General features: G+C 61.0%; 12 protein-coding genes. 8 read left to right on the forward strand and 4 right to left on the reverse strand.

Annotation, left to right across the window (positions count from 1 at the left end; all coding sequences use genetic code 11):
• The first annotated feature begins 25 nt into the window (after positions 1–25).
• Entirely contained in the window at positions 26–1,132 is a 1,107-nt protein-coding gene (locus FGKAn22_RS02650; RefSeq protein ID WP_212786440.1) for a L,D-transpeptidase Cds6 family protein, read from the forward strand.
• Positions 1,133–1,142: 10 nt separating this feature from the next.
• Complete coding sequence (dapB, locus tag FGKAn22_RS02655) at positions 1,143–1,946, forward strand: 4-hydroxy-tetrahydrodipicolinate reductase (protein WP_212786441.1); 804 nt, start codon at positions 1,143–1,145, stop codon at positions 1,944–1,946.
• A gap of 54 nt (positions 1,947–2,000) precedes the next feature.
• On the opposite strand, the gene FGKAn22_RS02660 is transcribed toward dapB, so the two are convergent.
• The 3 genes from FGKAn22_RS02660 to FGKAn22_RS02670 form a co-directional block, all read right to left on the reverse strand.
• The gene (locus tag FGKAn22_RS02660; protein ID WP_212786442.1) at positions 2,001–3,344 is read right to left on the reverse strand and encodes a magnesium and cobalt transport protein CorA; all 1,344 of its coding nucleotides are present in this window, start codon (positions 3,342–3,344) and stop codon (positions 2,001–2,003) included.
• A 10-nt stretch (positions 3,345–3,354) separates the two neighbouring features.
• On the reverse strand, positions 3,355–4,278 hold the full coding sequence (locus FGKAn22_RS02665) for a cation diffusion facilitator family transporter (protein WP_212786443.1): 924 nt from the start codon (positions 4,276–4,278) through the stop codon (positions 3,355–3,357).
• A gap of 277 nt (positions 4,279–4,555) precedes the next feature.
• Entirely contained in the window at positions 4,556–5,071 is a 516-nt protein-coding gene (locus FGKAn22_RS02670) for a manganese efflux pump MntP (RefSeq protein ID WP_246487442.1), read from the reverse strand.
• 386 nt (positions 5,072–5,457) lie between these two features.
• On the opposite strand from FGKAn22_RS02670, the gene carA reads away from it, so the two are divergent.
• The 3 genes from carA to greA are packed head-to-tail and all read left to right on the forward strand — an operon-like array spanning position 5,458 to position 10,310.
• Positions 5,458–6,579, forward strand: a complete 1,122-nt coding sequence (gene carA / locus FGKAn22_RS02675; RefSeq protein WP_212786445.1) for a glutamine-hydrolyzing carbamoyl-phosphate synthase small subunit — start codon at positions 5,458–5,460, stop codon at positions 6,577–6,579.
• A gap of 12 nt (positions 6,580–6,591) precedes the next feature.
• Positions 6,592–9,810 (forward strand): carbamoyl-phosphate synthase large subunit, encoded by a 3,219-nt coding sequence (gene carB / locus FGKAn22_RS02680; protein WP_212786446.1) that lies wholly within the window; start codon positions 6,592–6,594, stop codon positions 9,808–9,810.
• A 23-nt stretch (positions 9,811–9,833) separates the two neighbouring features.
• Complete coding sequence (gene greA, locus FGKAn22_RS02685) at positions 9,834–10,310, forward strand: transcription elongation factor GreA (protein ID WP_212786447.1); 477 nt, start codon at positions 9,834–9,836, stop codon at positions 10,308–10,310.
• 54 nt (positions 10,311–10,364) lie between these two features.
• Here the strand turns inward: greA and yhbY are convergent, their stop codons facing one another.
• Positions 10,365–10,721 (reverse strand): ribosome assembly RNA-binding protein YhbY, encoded by a 357-nt coding sequence (gene yhbY, locus FGKAn22_RS02690; protein WP_212786448.1) that lies wholly within the window; start codon positions 10,719–10,721, stop codon positions 10,365–10,367.
• A 34-nt stretch (positions 10,722–10,755) separates the two neighbouring features.
• On the opposite strand from yhbY, the gene rlmE reads away from it, so the two are divergent.
• The 3 genes from rlmE (at position 10,756) to folP (ending at position 14,298) form a co-directional block, all read left to right on the forward strand.
• Positions 10,756–11,373: a 23S rRNA (uridine(2552)-2'-O)-methyltransferase RlmE gene (gene rlmE / locus FGKAn22_RS02695; protein WP_212786449.1), complete on the forward strand. Its 618-nt coding sequence runs from the start codon at positions 10,756–10,758 to the stop codon at positions 11,371–11,373.
• 142 nt (positions 11,374–11,515) lie between these two features.
• The gene (gene ftsH / locus FGKAn22_RS02700; protein WP_212786450.1) at positions 11,516–13,420 is read left to right on the forward strand and encodes an ATP-dependent zinc metalloprotease FtsH; all 1,905 of its coding nucleotides are present in this window, start codon (positions 11,516–11,518) and stop codon (positions 13,418–13,420) included.
• Between the two features lie 56 nt (positions 13,421–13,476).
• Positions 13,477–14,298 carry a dihydropteroate synthase gene (gene folP / locus FGKAn22_RS02705; protein ID WP_212786451.1) on the forward strand — a complete coding sequence of 274 codons (822 nt, stop codon included), beginning with the start codon at positions 13,477–13,479 and terminating at the stop codon, positions 14,296–14,298.
• The last annotated feature ends 20 nt before the right edge of the window (positions 14,299–14,318 follow it).

The raw sequence follows: 14,318 nt of genomic DNA on the forward strand, positions 1-14,318 counted from the left end.
TGAATATTGAAACGACGAGATCACTATGCGCACCAAACTGATTCTGGCTTCCCTCTTGCTGTCCTCGTGCGGCTATCTCCACACGCCCGCCCTGACGCCATACAAAATGGACATCCGCCAGGGCAACTACGTCACGCCGGAGATGCGCGAAAAGCTCAAGCTCGGCATGACCAGGTCGCAAGTGCGCTACGTGCTGGGCACGCCCATGGTCAGCGACGCCTTCCACGGCAACCGCTGGGACTACGCGTACCGCCTGGAACATGAGGGCGAGATCGTCGAGAAGCAGAACCTGACGCTGTATTTCGAGGGCGACAACCTGGTGCGCGTGGATGACAACGGCAAGACCGTACAGGATATGCCGGTGGTGGCGAAACAGCCGGTCGAGGAAGCCCAGCCTGTCGCCAAGGCCGATCCCGCGGCAGATGTGCTGAAGCGTGCGGAGGCTTGGGCAGCGGCATGGTCGGCGAAGGATGTGGCCGGCTATCTGGCGGCTTACACGACGGACTATGCACCGCAAGGCATGACTCGCAAGGCTTGGGAGAAACAGCGCCAGGCGCGCATCGGCAAGCCCAAGGTGATTGAGGTCGCGCTGAGCGATGTCAGCGCGAACATGCAGGATGACCGCCATGCGACGGTCACCTTCACCCAGAGCTACCGTTCTGATGCCTACCGCGATGAGGTGCAGAAGACCTTGAGCATGGTCAAGCAAGGCGACAACTGGCTGATCGCCGACGAGCGCGTGGGCAAGCCTGTGGCAAAAGCACAGGCGGAAAAGCCCGCCGCGACCGGTGCCTCAGAGGAGGACGTGCAGCGCGCCGTCAAGTCCTGGGCCGAAGCCTGGGCGGCGCGTGACGTGGCGCAATACCTGTCCAGCTATGCCGTCGGCTTCAAGCCCGCCGGGATGAGCCGGGCCAAGTGGGAGGCGCAGCGCAAGGAACGCATCGGCAAGGCGAACTCCATCGCCGTGGATGTGAGCGACCTGAAGGTCAAGCTGAGCGATGACAGCCATGCCAGCGCGACCTTTAAACAGGACTACCGCTCCGACACCCATCAGGACAGTATGCGCAAGACGCTGAAACTGGAAAAGGTCGGCGGCGCATGGCTGATCGTCGCCGAACAGGCTGCAAAGTAAAGGACAGAACATGAGCAAGATCAAAATCGCCATCGCCGGTTGCGGCGGACGCATGGGGCGCGCTTTGCTGGAAGGCGTGGCGCAATCAGACGACCTGGTGCTGCATGCCGCGATGGAGCACAGCGGCAGCGCGCTGCTGGGACGCGATGCCGGCGAGTTCGGCGGCACGCGCGGCGTTGCCATCACGGCGGATGTGGAGGCTGCGTTGAAGGGCGCGGATGCGCTGATCGACTTCACCCGTCCCGAGGGTACGCTGCATCATCTGGAAATCTGCCGCAAGCTCGGCGTGAACATGGTGATCGGCACCACCGGCTTCAATGCGCAGGAAAAGGCCTTGCTGGGCGCGGCGGCGCAGGACGTCGGCGTTGTGTTCGCGCCCAACATGAGCGTGGGCGTGAACCTGGTGTTCAAGCTGCTGGAGACCGCTTCGCGCGTGTTGAGCCATGGCTATGACATCGAGATCATCGAAGCGCATCACCGCCACAAGGTCGATGCGCCGTCCGGCACCGCGCTGGGCATGGGCGAAGTGGTGGCGCGTACGCTGGGCCGCGACCTCTCGCAATGCGCTGTTTACGGCCGCGAAGGCGTGACCGGCGAACGCGATCCGTCCACTATCGGCTTCGCCACGGTACGCGGCGGCGACATCGTCGGCGACCACACCGTGCTATACGCTGGCATAGGCGAGCGCATCGAGATCACCCACAAGGCCAGCAGCCGCGCCACCTTCGCGCTTGGCGCGCTGCGTGCTGCCCGCTTCCTGAAGGCGAATCCTGCAGGCATGTACGACATGCAGGACGTGTTGGGGCTGAAGTAACGGTTGTTTGGGGTCTTGATCGGGAAGCTGGAAATTCAGGCTTCCCGGGAGGATTCATTTCAGGTCGAGCAAATCCCGCACTACTTTGACCTGAGTCGCCCTAGCTCGGCTTTTCAGCTTCCGGCTCTCGGAATATTTCAGCGCAACATAAGTCGCCCAGCCGATCAGTCCCATGCCAGCCACGAATGAACCGTAGGCGATAGGCCAGGGGATTCCCTGGGTCATCATCGAAAATTCGGACATGCCGCCGACACCCGCCAGGATGTTGAGGGGCATGAACACCACACCGAATACGGTCAGTTGGGAAACGCGCTTGTTCTGGTTGATGTTGATGAAGCCGATGGTGGCATCCATCAGGAAGTTGATCTTGTCGAACAGGAATGCGGTATGGCTGTTGAGGGACTCGATGTTCCGCAGCGTCTGTCTTGCATCGTCGAACTGGTTCGAAGACAGGATCTTGCATCGCATCAGGAAGGTCAGTGCGCGGTCGGTATCGAGGATGTTGCTGCGAATGCGCCCGTTGAGGTCCTCCTCTTCCGCGATGTCCGCCAGAATGGCTGCCGCCTCCGTGTCGCTCATCGTTTCGCTCAGTACATGGCGCCCCACCTTGCGAAGGGTGTTGTAAATGTCCTCCAGGGAGTCCGCCGAGTATTCGACATCCGCCCCATACAGGTCGAGCAACAGGTCGTTGCAGTCCGAGACATAGCCCGGCTGTGTGCGGGCGCGGCGTCGTTGCAAACGGAATACCGGCAACTCTTCGTGGCGCACTGAAAACAGGATGCCGTCATGCAGGATGAACGCCACGGGAACGCTGCGTGAATTGCCTTCGCGATCGAGCAGGAAGTTCGAGTGGAGGTGGATCTCGTTGTTTTCCTCGACATGGAAACGTGAGCTGACCTCCAGGTCGGTGGTGTCGCCCGGGTCCGGAAGCTCCAATCCGAAATGCTTGCCCACATAAGCGCGTTCTGCTTCGGTGGCATTGAGCAGGTCGACCCATATCGGGCGAACGCCCTCCAGGTCTTTGCGGCCGGTGATCGCGATCTGCCGCAACCGTCCCTCGAACAGCTCAAAGGCGTTCAGCTGGCTTTCGGCAAAGCCGGGTTCCCGGCTGCCAGCCAACTGTTCCCGGAGTGAGTCCGAAACCTCCCACAGAATATCGTTTTCCCGTTCTTCGGGGATTTGCTTCCAGAGAAGCACAGCCTCCTCTGTCGGCAAGGCTTCGAGGATATTGCCGATTTCCTGCGTCGGCAGTTTGGCGATCAAGTTCTGTAATTCGGCCAGATGCTGCCTGTGCACAATGGTTGCTACAAGATCCTGACGGGGCATGCTCTGGCTATGGACCATGCTCTCCACCAATTTCTGCTTGTTGAGCAAATCGGTAATCTTCTCGAGGGACATCGGGGGACTCCTAGTTCGCTTTGGGGGTTACCGGGTCGACGTGAGTCATCAGATAGAGGACGGGATGGCGGGCCATCACATTGAGTTTTGCCTGCCGGGCAATGTCGTGCCCTTCCGCGACCGTGATGCTGCCATCGATTTCCAGATGGACATCGGCCAGGATCATGTCGCCCGCCTTGCGGGTCTTCAGTTCATGCATCCCCAGAACGCCGGGAGTCGCCAGGATTTCGGCGGCGATGCCTTCGACCTGCTCCTCGGTGGCGGCCCGGTCCATCAGGTCATGGAGCGCATCCCAGAAGAACTCCCAGCCCATCTTGCCCACCATGAAACCCACGATCAGCGCGGCTATGGGGTCGAGAAGTGCGAACCCGAGAAGATTGCCCCCGATGCCGATCGCGACCACAAGCGAGGAAGCGGCATCGGAACGGGCATGCCAGGCATTCGCGACCAGCATGCTGGAGCGAACTCGCTCGGCAACGGCCAGCATATAGCGGAAGAGCGTCTCCTTGACGACCAGGGCGCCCAAGGCCACCCAAAGCGCCATCAGATGAACAGTAGGGATGGACTCCGGCGCCTGCAGCTTGTGGACGGCGGACCAGATCATGCCCACCCCCACCGCCAGCAGCAATCCGCCAAGGACCAATGAGGCTGCGTTCTCATAGCGTTGGTGGCCGTAGTGATGGTCTTCATCCGCCTGCTTCTTGCTGTGATGCACGGCCAGGAGTACTACAAAATCGGCCACCAGATCGGACAGGGAATGTATGCCGTCGGCAATCAGCGCCTGGGAGCCTGCGACTACGCCGGCGATGACCTGGGTGATGGTCAGGCCCAGATTGACGACCACGCTGACCCAAGTGCTGCGCTTGGTGGCGGCCTCGCGTTCAGGGGTGTTTTCTTCGCTGTCGAGTTCGGCCATGTCTTGGAGGTTATTCATATTCATTTTCCACTAATTGAATCGTTGGGTTACATCGGCGCCAGAATAATGCCTGTGTGAAATTTGGTCGAGAATGATTTGGCGGTGATCGTCACTCATGCCAAAAACCACCGCCGCAAAAAACTGGCGGGTTCCGGGGCAAGGCGGTATGGAAAGTAAAGTGACCGGTTGGTTCCCGCTTCGGGCAATTATTTTCGGCTGACAGGCTTAAGGCTGGTCAGCCGGGCTTCTCGATTGCTGCCGATGTTATGCGCAATTGGTCGCGAGTTTTTTATGTCTAAAAGACGAGGATCTTGATACCGATCAGGATCAGTACCACACCACCGAAGATCTCGGCCTTGTTCTCCAGCCAGGTGCCGCTGCGTTTGCCGATCTCGACGCCGGCCCAGCTGAAGGCAAAGGTCGTCACGCCGATGATGAGGCAGGCCAGGTAGGCGTTTATGTCCAGCAGGGTCAGGCTGAACCCTGCGGCCATGGCGTCGATGCTGGTCGCGATGGCCAGCGTCAGCATCATCTTGTTGGTGATGGCCGCGATGTCTTCTTCTATGCCTTCCTGCAGACCTTCGTAGAGCATCTTGCCCCCGATCAGCGCCAGTAATCCGAATGCGATCCAGTGTGAGTAGGCCTGGACCCAGCCCAATACGCTCTCGCCGCCGAGGTACCCGATGAAGGGCATCAGCGCCTGGAAGGTGCCGAAGTACAGACCCGCCTTTAATCCAAGTCCGCGGGTGTCGCCTTTGGAGCCCAGTCCGATGGAAACGGCAAAGGCATCCATGCTAAGTGCTACAGCCAAAACGATTACTTCAAACATATGGGGTACTTTCAATGAGGTTGGACAAGATCGCGCCCTTCAACCGGAGGGGCGGAAGGGGCGGCATTATACGGTAGCGCCCCTTCCCTTTAGTAGCCACAAGGGCTGCGCGTCCGTTTGATGCCGCCCCTCTAATCGGCTATAATGCGCACCAATTCAGAGCGGGATGGGCCAACGGTTCGTCCCGCTTCTTTACGGATACCCCTGCAAATTCATTCTTCGGACGCATCGCGGCGTTACGCGGTGCCCGGACCCTAGCTGTACCGCGCGTACTGTCTCTGGGTCTGCGTGTCGCGCGCGGCACTCCGAACCCTGAATTTCCAGAGGCATCAAATAAGTCATTCATCCACGATTTTGGGAGTATTCCGGTGTCGCAAACGAGCCCTGCCATTCTAGTGTTAGCCGATGGGACAGTGTTTCGAGGCGTTGCTATCGGGGCTTCCGGCAGCAGCGTCGGCGAGGTTGTGTTCAATACCTCGATGACCGGCTATCAGGAAATCCTCACCGACCCTTCCTATTGCAAGCAGATCGTCACGCTGACCTATCCGCATATCGGCAACGTGGGCGTGAACGCCGAGGATGTCGAGTCGCGCCAGGTGTACGCCAGCGGTCTGATCGTCCGAGACCTTTCGCTGACGGTGAGCAACTGGCGCAAAACCCAGTCGCTGCCCGACTATCTCAAGGCCAATAATGTGGTCGCCATCGCCGGGATCGATACCCGCAAGCTGACGCGCATCCTGCGCGAGAAGGGGGCGCAGAACGGCTGCATCGCCACCGGCACCGACGTCGATGCGGCGCTGGCGGCTGCGCGGGGATTCCCCAGCATGGCGGGTATGGATCTGGCCCAAGTTGTGTCGTGCGACAAGCCCTACGAGTGGATGCAGCGCGAGTGGGCTCTGGGGCATGGCTACCGCGATGCGACCGAAACGAAATTCAATGTGGTCGCATACGACTTCGGCGTGAAGAGCAACATCCTGCGCAAGCTGGCCGAGCGCGGCTGCAAAGTCATCGTGGTGCCGGCGAAGACGACGGCTGCCGAGGTGCTGGCGATGAATCCGGACGGCGTGTTCCTGTCCAACGGTCCCGGCGATCCCGAGCCGTGCGATTACGCCATCGAGGCGACCCGGAAATTCATCGAGGTCGGCATCCCCTTGTACGGCATCTGCCTCGGGCACCAGCTGATGGGTCTGGCCGTGGGCGCGAAGACGGTGAAGATGAAGTTCGGTCACCGCGGCGCGAACCATCCGGTTCAGGACCTGCAGAGCAAGCGCGTGATGATCACCAGCCAGAACCACGGCTTTGCGGTGGATGCGGCGACGCTGCCGAAGAATGCGCGTGTCACTCACGTTTCGCTGTTCGACGGCACGCTGCAGGGTTTCGAGCTGACCGACAAGCCCGCGTTCTGTTTCCAGGGTCACCCTGAGGCGAGTCCCGGTCCGCACGATGTGGACTATCTGTTCGATCGCTTCGTAGATTCGATGCGCAAGTAATGGTTGTGATAAATGCCAAAACGTACTGACTTAAAAAGCATCCTCATCATCGGCGCCGGCCCCATCGTCATCGGGCAGGCGTGCGAGTTCGACTACTCCGGGGCACAGGCCTGCAAGGCGCTGCGCGAGGAGGGCTACCGCGTCATCCTGGTGAATTCGAATCCGGCCACCATCATGACCGATCCGAACATGGCGGATGCGACTTACATCGAGCCGATTACCTGGAAGATGGTCGAGAAGATCATTGCCAAGGAACGTCCCGATGCGATCCTGCCGACCATGGGCGGGCAGACCGCGCTGAACTGCGCGCTGGACCTGGCCAAGCATGGCGTGCTGGAGAAATATAACGTCGAGATGATCGGCGCTTCGCGTGACGCCATCGACATGGCGGAAGACCGCGAGAAGTTCAAGCAGGCGATGACCCGCATCGGCCTGTCTTCCGCACGCTCCGCCATCGCACACAGCATGGAAGAGGCGCTGCAGGTGCAGCAGGTGATGGGCTTCCCGACCATCATCCGTCCGTCCTTCACGATGGGCGGCAGCGGCGGCGGTATCGCCTATAACCGCGAAGAGTTCGTCGAGATCTGCGAGCGCGGCCTCGAAGCCTCACCTACGCACGAGCTCCTGATCGAGGAATCGCTGCTTGGCTGGAAAGAATATGAGATGGAAGTCGTGCGTGACCGCAACGACAATTGCATCATCATCTGCTCCATCGAGAACCTCGACCCGATGGGCGTGCATACCGGCGATTCCATCACCGTCGCTCCGGCGCAGACACTGACCGACAAGGAATACCAGATCCTGCGCGATGCCTCGCTGGCGGTGCTGCGCGAGATCGGCGTGGAGACCGGCGGTTCCAATGTGCAGTTCTCCATCAACCCGAACGACGGGCGTATGGTGGTGATCGAGATGAATCCGCGCGTGTCGCGTTCCTCGGCGCTGGCATCCAAGGCCACCGGCTTCCCGATCGCCAAGGTCGCGGCCAAACTGGCCGTCGGCTACACGCTGGACGAACTGAAGAACGACATCACCGGTGGCGCGACTCCGGCCTCGTTCGAGCCGACCATCGACTACGTGGTCACCAAGATCCCTCGTTTCGCGTTCGAGAAGTTCCCGCAGGCTAACGACCGCCTGACCACGCAGATGAAGTCGGTGGGCGAGGTGATGGCCATCGGCCGCACCTTCCAGGAATCTTTCCAGAAAGCCCTGCGCGGCCTCGAGGTCGGCGTGAACGGTCTGGATGCCAAATACAGCGACCGCGAAGCCATCGTGTCCGAACTCGGCAACCCGGGGCCGGAGCGCATCTGGGCGGTGAGCGACGCTTTCCGCATCGGCATGAGCGTCGAAGAAGTGTTCAACGTCAGCAAGATCGATCCGTGGTTCCTGGTTCAGATCGAAGACCTGATCCGTCAGGAGCAGGCACTGTCCGGCCGCACGCTGGAAAGCCTCGATGCGGACCACATGCGCACTTTGAAGCGCAGCGGTTTTGCCGATGCACGTCTCGCGACCTTGCTGGATACCGATGCTGCGGCCGTGCGCGCCTACCGTCATGCACTGGGTATTCGTCCCGTGTTCAAGCGCGTGGATACCTGCGCCGCAGAATTCGCGACCAACACCGCTTACATGTACTCGACCTACGAGGAAGAGTGCGAATCGCAGCCGACCAACAACAAGAAGATCATGGTGCTGGGCGGCGGTCCGAACCGCATCGGTCAGGGTATCGAGTTCGATTATTGCTGCGTGCATGCCGCGCTGGCGATGCGCGAAGACGGTTATGAGACCATCATGGTCAACTGCAATCCGGAGACTGTGTCGACCGACTATGACACTTCCGACCGTCTGTACTTCGAGCCGCTGACGCTGGAGGACGTGCTGGAAGTGGTCGCCGTCGAGAAGCCGGTCGGCGTGATCGTGCAATACGGCGGTCAGACTCCACTGAAACTGGCGCACGGGCTGGAAAAGAACGGTGTGCCTATCATCGGCACCACGCCGGACATGATCGACTGCGCGGAAGACCGCGCGCGTTTCCAGGCCATGCTGCGCAAGCTGGAACTGAAGCAGCCGCCCAATCGCACGGCGAGCAATGTGGCCGATGCGGTCGCCGGCGCCGAAGAAATCGGCTATCCGTTGGTGATGCGTCCTTCCAACGTGCTGGGTGGCCGCGCCATGGAGATCATCCATGCGCAGGCCGACCTCGAGCGCTACATGCGCGACGCCGAGGAGATGTCCAAGACCTATCCGGAGCGCATGCCTATCCTGCTCGACCGCTTCCTGAACGATGCGATCGAAGTGGATGTGGATGCGGTGTCCGACGGCAAGCAGGTCATCATCGGCGGCATCATGGAACACATCGAGCAGGCGGGCGTGCACTCCGGCGACTCGGCCTGTTCGCTGCCGCCGTACTCGCTGTCCGCCAAGCTGCAGGACGAGTTGCGCCGCCAGACCATTGCGATGGCGAAGGAGCTCAACGTGGTCGGCCTGATGAACGTGCAGTTCGCCATCCAGGGCGAGACAGTGTATGTACTGGAAGTGAACCCGCGTGCCTCGCGTACTGTCCCCTACGTGTCGAAGTCGACCGGCGTGCCGCTGGCCAAGATCGCTGCACGCTGCATGGCCGGCCAATCGCTGGCGCAGCAGGGCGTGACCAGGGAAGTCATCCCGCCGTACTACTCGGTGAAGGAAGCTGTGTTCCCGTTCATCAAGTTCCCGGGCGTCGATACCATCCTCGGCCCCGAGATGAAGTCCACCGGCGAAGTGATGGGCGTGGGCGATACCTTTGCCGAAGCTTTCGTCAAGTCGCAACTGGCGGCCAGCGTGAAGCTGCCCAAGGACGGCAAGGTGTTCATCAGCGTGCGCGACGCGGACAAGTCCGGTGCGGTGGAAGTGGCGCGCTCCCTGGTCGAGCTTGGCTTCACCGTGCTGGCGACGCGCGGCACGGCGGCGGTGATCGCTGGGGCGGGCGTGGCGGTGACGGCGGTGAACAAGGTCGCCGAAGGCCGTCCGCATATCGTGGACATGATCAAGAACGGCGAGGTCAGCCTCATCGTCAACACCGTGGACAGCAGGCCATCCGTGATGCGCGACTCGTATTCGATCCGCCATGCGGCGCTGCAAGGCCGTGTCACCTACTACACCACGCTCGCCGGAGCGCGTGCCGCCTGCGTCGGGATGCAGCATCTCGCCGAGCTGCAGGTGTACGACGTCCAGACGCTGCACCAGCGTCTGGCTTAATCAGGAATAAGGAAGTTTTCGTTATGAGCAAGATCCCCTTGACCTTCATCGGCGCAGAGTTGTTGCGCCAGGAGTTGCACCACCTGAAGACGGTGGAACGCCCGGCGGTCATCAACGCCATTTCCGAGGCGCGCGCGCAGGGTGACCTGTCGGAGAACGCCGAATACGACGCCGCCAAGGAGCGGCAGGGTTTCGTCGAAGGGCGCATCGTCGAGCTGGAGTTCAAGCTGGGCAGCGCGCAGATCATCGATCCCAAGAATATCAGCGCCGACGGGCGCTGCGTGTTCGGTTCGACTGTGGTGCTGGAAGATGTCAACAACGGCGACGTGGTGACTTACCAGATCGTCGGCGACGACGAGGCGAACATCCGCGAGCGCAAGATCTCCATCAGCTCGCCGATCGCGCGTGCGCTGATCGGCAAGTACAGCGGCGACATCGCCGAGGTGCAGGCACCGGGCGGGGTGCGTGAATACGAAGTGGTGGACGTTCAGTACATCTGATCGGGTTGTAGGGGCGTGATTCATCACGCCCTTTGGGCACGATAAATTGCGCCCCTACGTGCGGCTGCCGAGTTGCTTCTTGGTCAGCGGCTTCTTGCCCTTGTGGCGCGGCATCTTCTTGATCTCAATCTGTTTCGCCTCAGGGTTGGGCTGGTAGACGACCAGGATCTTGCCGATGTGTTGCACCGGGGCTGCGTTGAGCTGGGTGCAGATGGATTCAAGGATGGCTTCACGTTGTGCGCGCTCGTCGCTCATCACACGAATCTTGATCAACTCATGGTTCTTCAGGGTAATGGCGATCTCTCTCAGCACCGCTTCGGTCAGTCCGGCATTGCCGATCATCACGGTAGGGTTGAGGGCGTGGGCGCGTGCTTTGAGGTCGCGGCGTTCGGATACAGTCAGGGATAACATGGTGAGCCTTTCAAGTGAGGTCGGATTTTAATCGATGAAGCCTTCCAAAACCAGCAAACAATGGATGCGTGAGCATGTAAATGACCCTTTTGTGCAACTTGCACAGAAGGAGGGCTATCGTTCGCGCGCCGCCTACAAGCTTCTGGAGATCGATGCCAAGGACCATTTGTTGAAACCCGGCATGGTGGTGGTGGACCTGGGGGCGACTCCGGGCGGCTGGTCTCAGGTGGCGGCGCACAAGGTGGGGCGCGGCGGCAAGGTGATCGGCCTTGACCTGTTGCCATTAGACCATCTTGCTGGAGTGGATTTTATCCAGGGCGATTTCCGCGACGATGCCGTGCTGAAACAGCTGGAAGATCTGCTGCAGGGCAGGCCGGTCGGGCTTGTAATCTCGGATATGGCCCCCAATATCAGCGGCATCGTCTCCGCCGACCAGGCGCGCGCCATGCACCTCGCGGAACTGGCGATGGAGTTCGCACTCGAACACCTGACGCCGGAAGGGAGTTTTCTCGTCAAGGTCTTCCAGGGCGCGGGGTTCGAGGAGTACCTGAAGCAGATGCGCAGCCGTTTTTCCAAAGTGGTTTCGCGCAAGCCCAAGGCCTCGCGCGACCGCAGCAGCGAAGTGTATTTGTTGGCGACTGGGCCACATTAGTAGTTGCGGCACATCGATAAACCTACCACGCAACGCCGCAATCAAGTCGCGCAGTAGGTTTATCGATGTGCCCTTGAGTAATCGGGCAATACATAGTCTAATGACCGTTCGGCAGCCGTGATGCGCCGGTTAAGGAGTTATCTTGAACAACATGTTTAAAAGTATCGCCATCTGGATGGTCGTCGCCCTCGTGCTGATGACCGTGTTCAACCAGTTCAATGCACGCCAGCAGCAGACTGCGCAGGCGCAGCTCGAATATTCCCAATTCCTGGATGAAGTCAAGAAGGGCACCATCACCAAAGTGACCATCGAGGGGCACGCCCTGAAGGCGGTCACCAGCGACGGCAAGCGCATCACCAGCTATGCGCCTAGCGACCCGTGGATGATCTCCGACCTGTTGAAGAGCGGCGTGACCATCGAGGCCAAGCCGGAAGAAGAACCATCCATGCTGATGAACATCTTCGTGTCCTGGTTCCCGATGATCCTGCTGATCGGCGTGTGGATATTCTTCATGCGCCAGATGCAGGGCGGCAAGGGCGGCGGCGCGTTCTCCTTCGGCAAGAGCAAGGCGCGCATGCTGGACGATACCAAGGAGCGCGTGACCTTCGCCGACGTGGCCGGTTGCGACGAAGCCAAGGAAGAGGTGAGCGAGCTGGTGGACTTCCTGCGCGATCCCTCCAAGTTCCAGAGCCTCGGCGGGCGCATTCCGCGCGGCGTGCTGATGGTGGGCAGCCCGGGTACCGGCAAGACCCTGCTGGCCAAGGCCATCGCCGGCGAAGCCAAGGTGCCTTTCTTCTCGATTTCCGGTTCCGACTTCGTCGAGATGTTCGTCGGCGTGGGCGCGGCGCGCGTGCGCGACATGTTCGAGCAGGCCAAGAAGCAGTCGCCGTGCATCGTGTTCATCGACGAAATCGACGCGGTGGGCCGCCAGCGCGGAGCTGGCCTCGGCGGCGGCAACGACGAGCGCGAACAGACACTGAACGCCCTGCTGGTGGAAATGGACGGTTTCGAGGGTTCCAGCGGCGTGATCGTGATCGCCGCGACCAACCGTCCCGACGTGCTCGACCCGGCGCTGCTGCGCCCGGGCCGTTTCGACCGTCAGGTGGTGGTGCCGCTGCCGGATATCCGCGGCCGCGAACAGATCCTGATGGTGCACATCCGCAAGGTGCCGGTCGCGAACGACGTCAAGGCGGACGTGCTGGCGCGCGGCACGCCGGGCTTCTCCGGCGCCGACTTGGCCAACCTGGTGAACGAGGCTGCATTGTTCGCGGCGCGCCGCAACAAGCGCTTCGTCGAGATGGACGACTTCGAATCCGCCAAGGACAAGATCATGATGGGCGCCGAGCGCAAGTCCATGATCATGCCGGAGGAGGAGCGCAAGAACACGGCCTACCACGAAGCGGGGCACGCATTGGTGGCCAAGCTGCTGCCCAAGACCGATCCTGTGCACAAGGTCACGATCATCCCGCGCGGCCGCGCACTGGGCCTGACCATGCAGTTGCCGACGGAAGACCGTTACAGCATGGACAAGGCGCGCATCCTGTCCACCATCGCGGTTCTGTTCGGCGGGCGCATCGCCGAGGAAATCTTCATGAATCAGATGACCACCGGCGCCTCCAACGACTTCGAGCGCGCCACCGACATGGCACGCAAGATGGTCACCCAATGGGGTATGTCCGATGCGCTGGGCACCATGGTGTATGCCGAAAACGAAGGCGAAGTGTTCCTCGGCCGCTCGGTGACCACGCACAAGAACATCTCCGAAGCGACCATGCAGAAGGTGGATGCCGAGATCCGCAGCATCATCGACCAGCAGTACGCACTGGCGCGCAAGCTGATCGAAGATAACCGCGACAAGATCGAGGCGATGGCCAAGGCGCTGCTGGAATGGGAAACCATCGATGCCGACCAGATCAACGACATCATGGCCGGCAACCCTCCGCGCGAGCCCAAACCCAGCCAGAGCACCAAGGCGCCGGAGCCGCCCAAGGATCAGGCGCCGACCGCTCCGGCGACTACACCGAACGAGCCTGCACAGGAAACCTGAAGCAGGGATACGGGATACAGGATTCAGTGACCTGTATCCCGTATCCCGTATCCTCAATGCTCCATTGCGGCAAATACCAATTCAAACTCGATCGCCCACTTGTGATGGGCATCGTCAACGTCACGCCCGATTCGTTTTCCGACGGCGGGCGTTTTTTTTCGCCTGCCAAAGCGATAGACCATGCCTATGAGCTGATCGCGGAGGGCGCGGACATCCTCGACATCGGCGGCGAATCCACACGTCCCGGCGCCGCGTCGGTCGGTGTGCGGGAAGAGCTGGACCGCGTGCTGCCGCTGGTCGAGGCGCTGCGCGGCGTCCCCGTCTCCATCGATACCTGGAAACCCGAGGTGATGCGAGCCGCACTGACGGCGGGCGCCTGCATGGTCAACGACGTGAATGCGCTGCTCGCGGAAGGGGCGCTGGATGCGGTCGCACAATCCGATGCCGCCGTGTGCCTGATGCACAAGCAGGGCGACCCACAGACCATGCAGAAGCGCCCCCATTATCAGGATGCCCTCACCGAAGTGAGCGAATTTCTGCGCGAGCGCATCGCCGCGGCAGAAGCCGTGGGGATCGCGCGCGAGCGCATCGCGATCGATCCGGGCTTTGGTTTCGGCAAGACGCTGGCGCATAATCTCGAATTGTTGCGCGGGCTGCAAAAACTGCGCGAACTGGGAGTGCCGGTGCTGGCGGGACTGTCGCGCAAGTCCATGCTGGGCGCGATCACCGGGCAGGATGTGGAGCATCGCGTATCCGCCAGCGTGGCGGCGGCATTGATCGCGGTGCAGCGCGGGGCGTCCATCGTGCGCGTGCACGACGTGCGCGCGACGGTGGATGCGTTGAAGGTTTGGGATGCAGTAAATAATTGTGCGAAATAGATACCGTTCGCGGTGAGTAT

Source organism: Ferrigenium kumadai (genome assembly GCF_018324385.1).
Taxonomy (GTDB): domain Bacteria; phylum Pseudomonadota; class Gammaproteobacteria; order Burkholderiales; family Gallionellaceae; genus Gallionella; species Gallionella kumadai.

Coding starts and splice junctions, on each gene's coding strand:
- dapB (WP_212786441.1), top strand. CDS start 1,143: ATGAGCAAGATCAAAATCGCCATCGCCGGTTGCGGCGGACGCATGGGG.
- greA (WP_212786447.1), top strand. CDS start 9,834: ATGAGCAAGATCCCCTTGACCTTCATCGGCGCAGAGTTGTTGCGCCAG.
- FGKAn22_RS02665 (WP_212786443.1), bottom strand. CDS start 4,278: ATGAATAACCTCCAAGACATGGCCGAACTCGACAGCGAAGAAAACACC.
- rlmE (WP_212786449.1), top strand. CDS start 10,756: ATGAAGCCTTCCAAAACCAGCAAACAATGGATGCGTGAGCATGTAAAT.
- carB (WP_212786446.1), top strand. CDS start 6,592: ATGCCAAAACGTACTGACTTAAAAAGCATCCTCATCATCGGCGCCGGC.
- FGKAn22_RS02650 (WP_212786440.1), top strand. CDS start 26: ATGCGCACCAAACTGATTCTGGCTTCCCTCTTGCTGTCCTCGTGCGGC.
- yhbY (WP_212786448.1), bottom strand. CDS start 10,721: ATGTTATCCCTGACTGTATCCGAACGCCGCGACCTCAAAGCACGCGCC.
- folP (WP_212786451.1), top strand. CDS start 13,477: ATGCTCCATTGCGGCAAATACCAATTCAAACTCGATCGCCCACTTGTG.
- FGKAn22_RS02660 (WP_212786442.1), bottom strand. CDS start 3,344: ATGTCCCTCGAGAAGATTACCGATTTGCTCAACAAGCAGAAATTGGTG.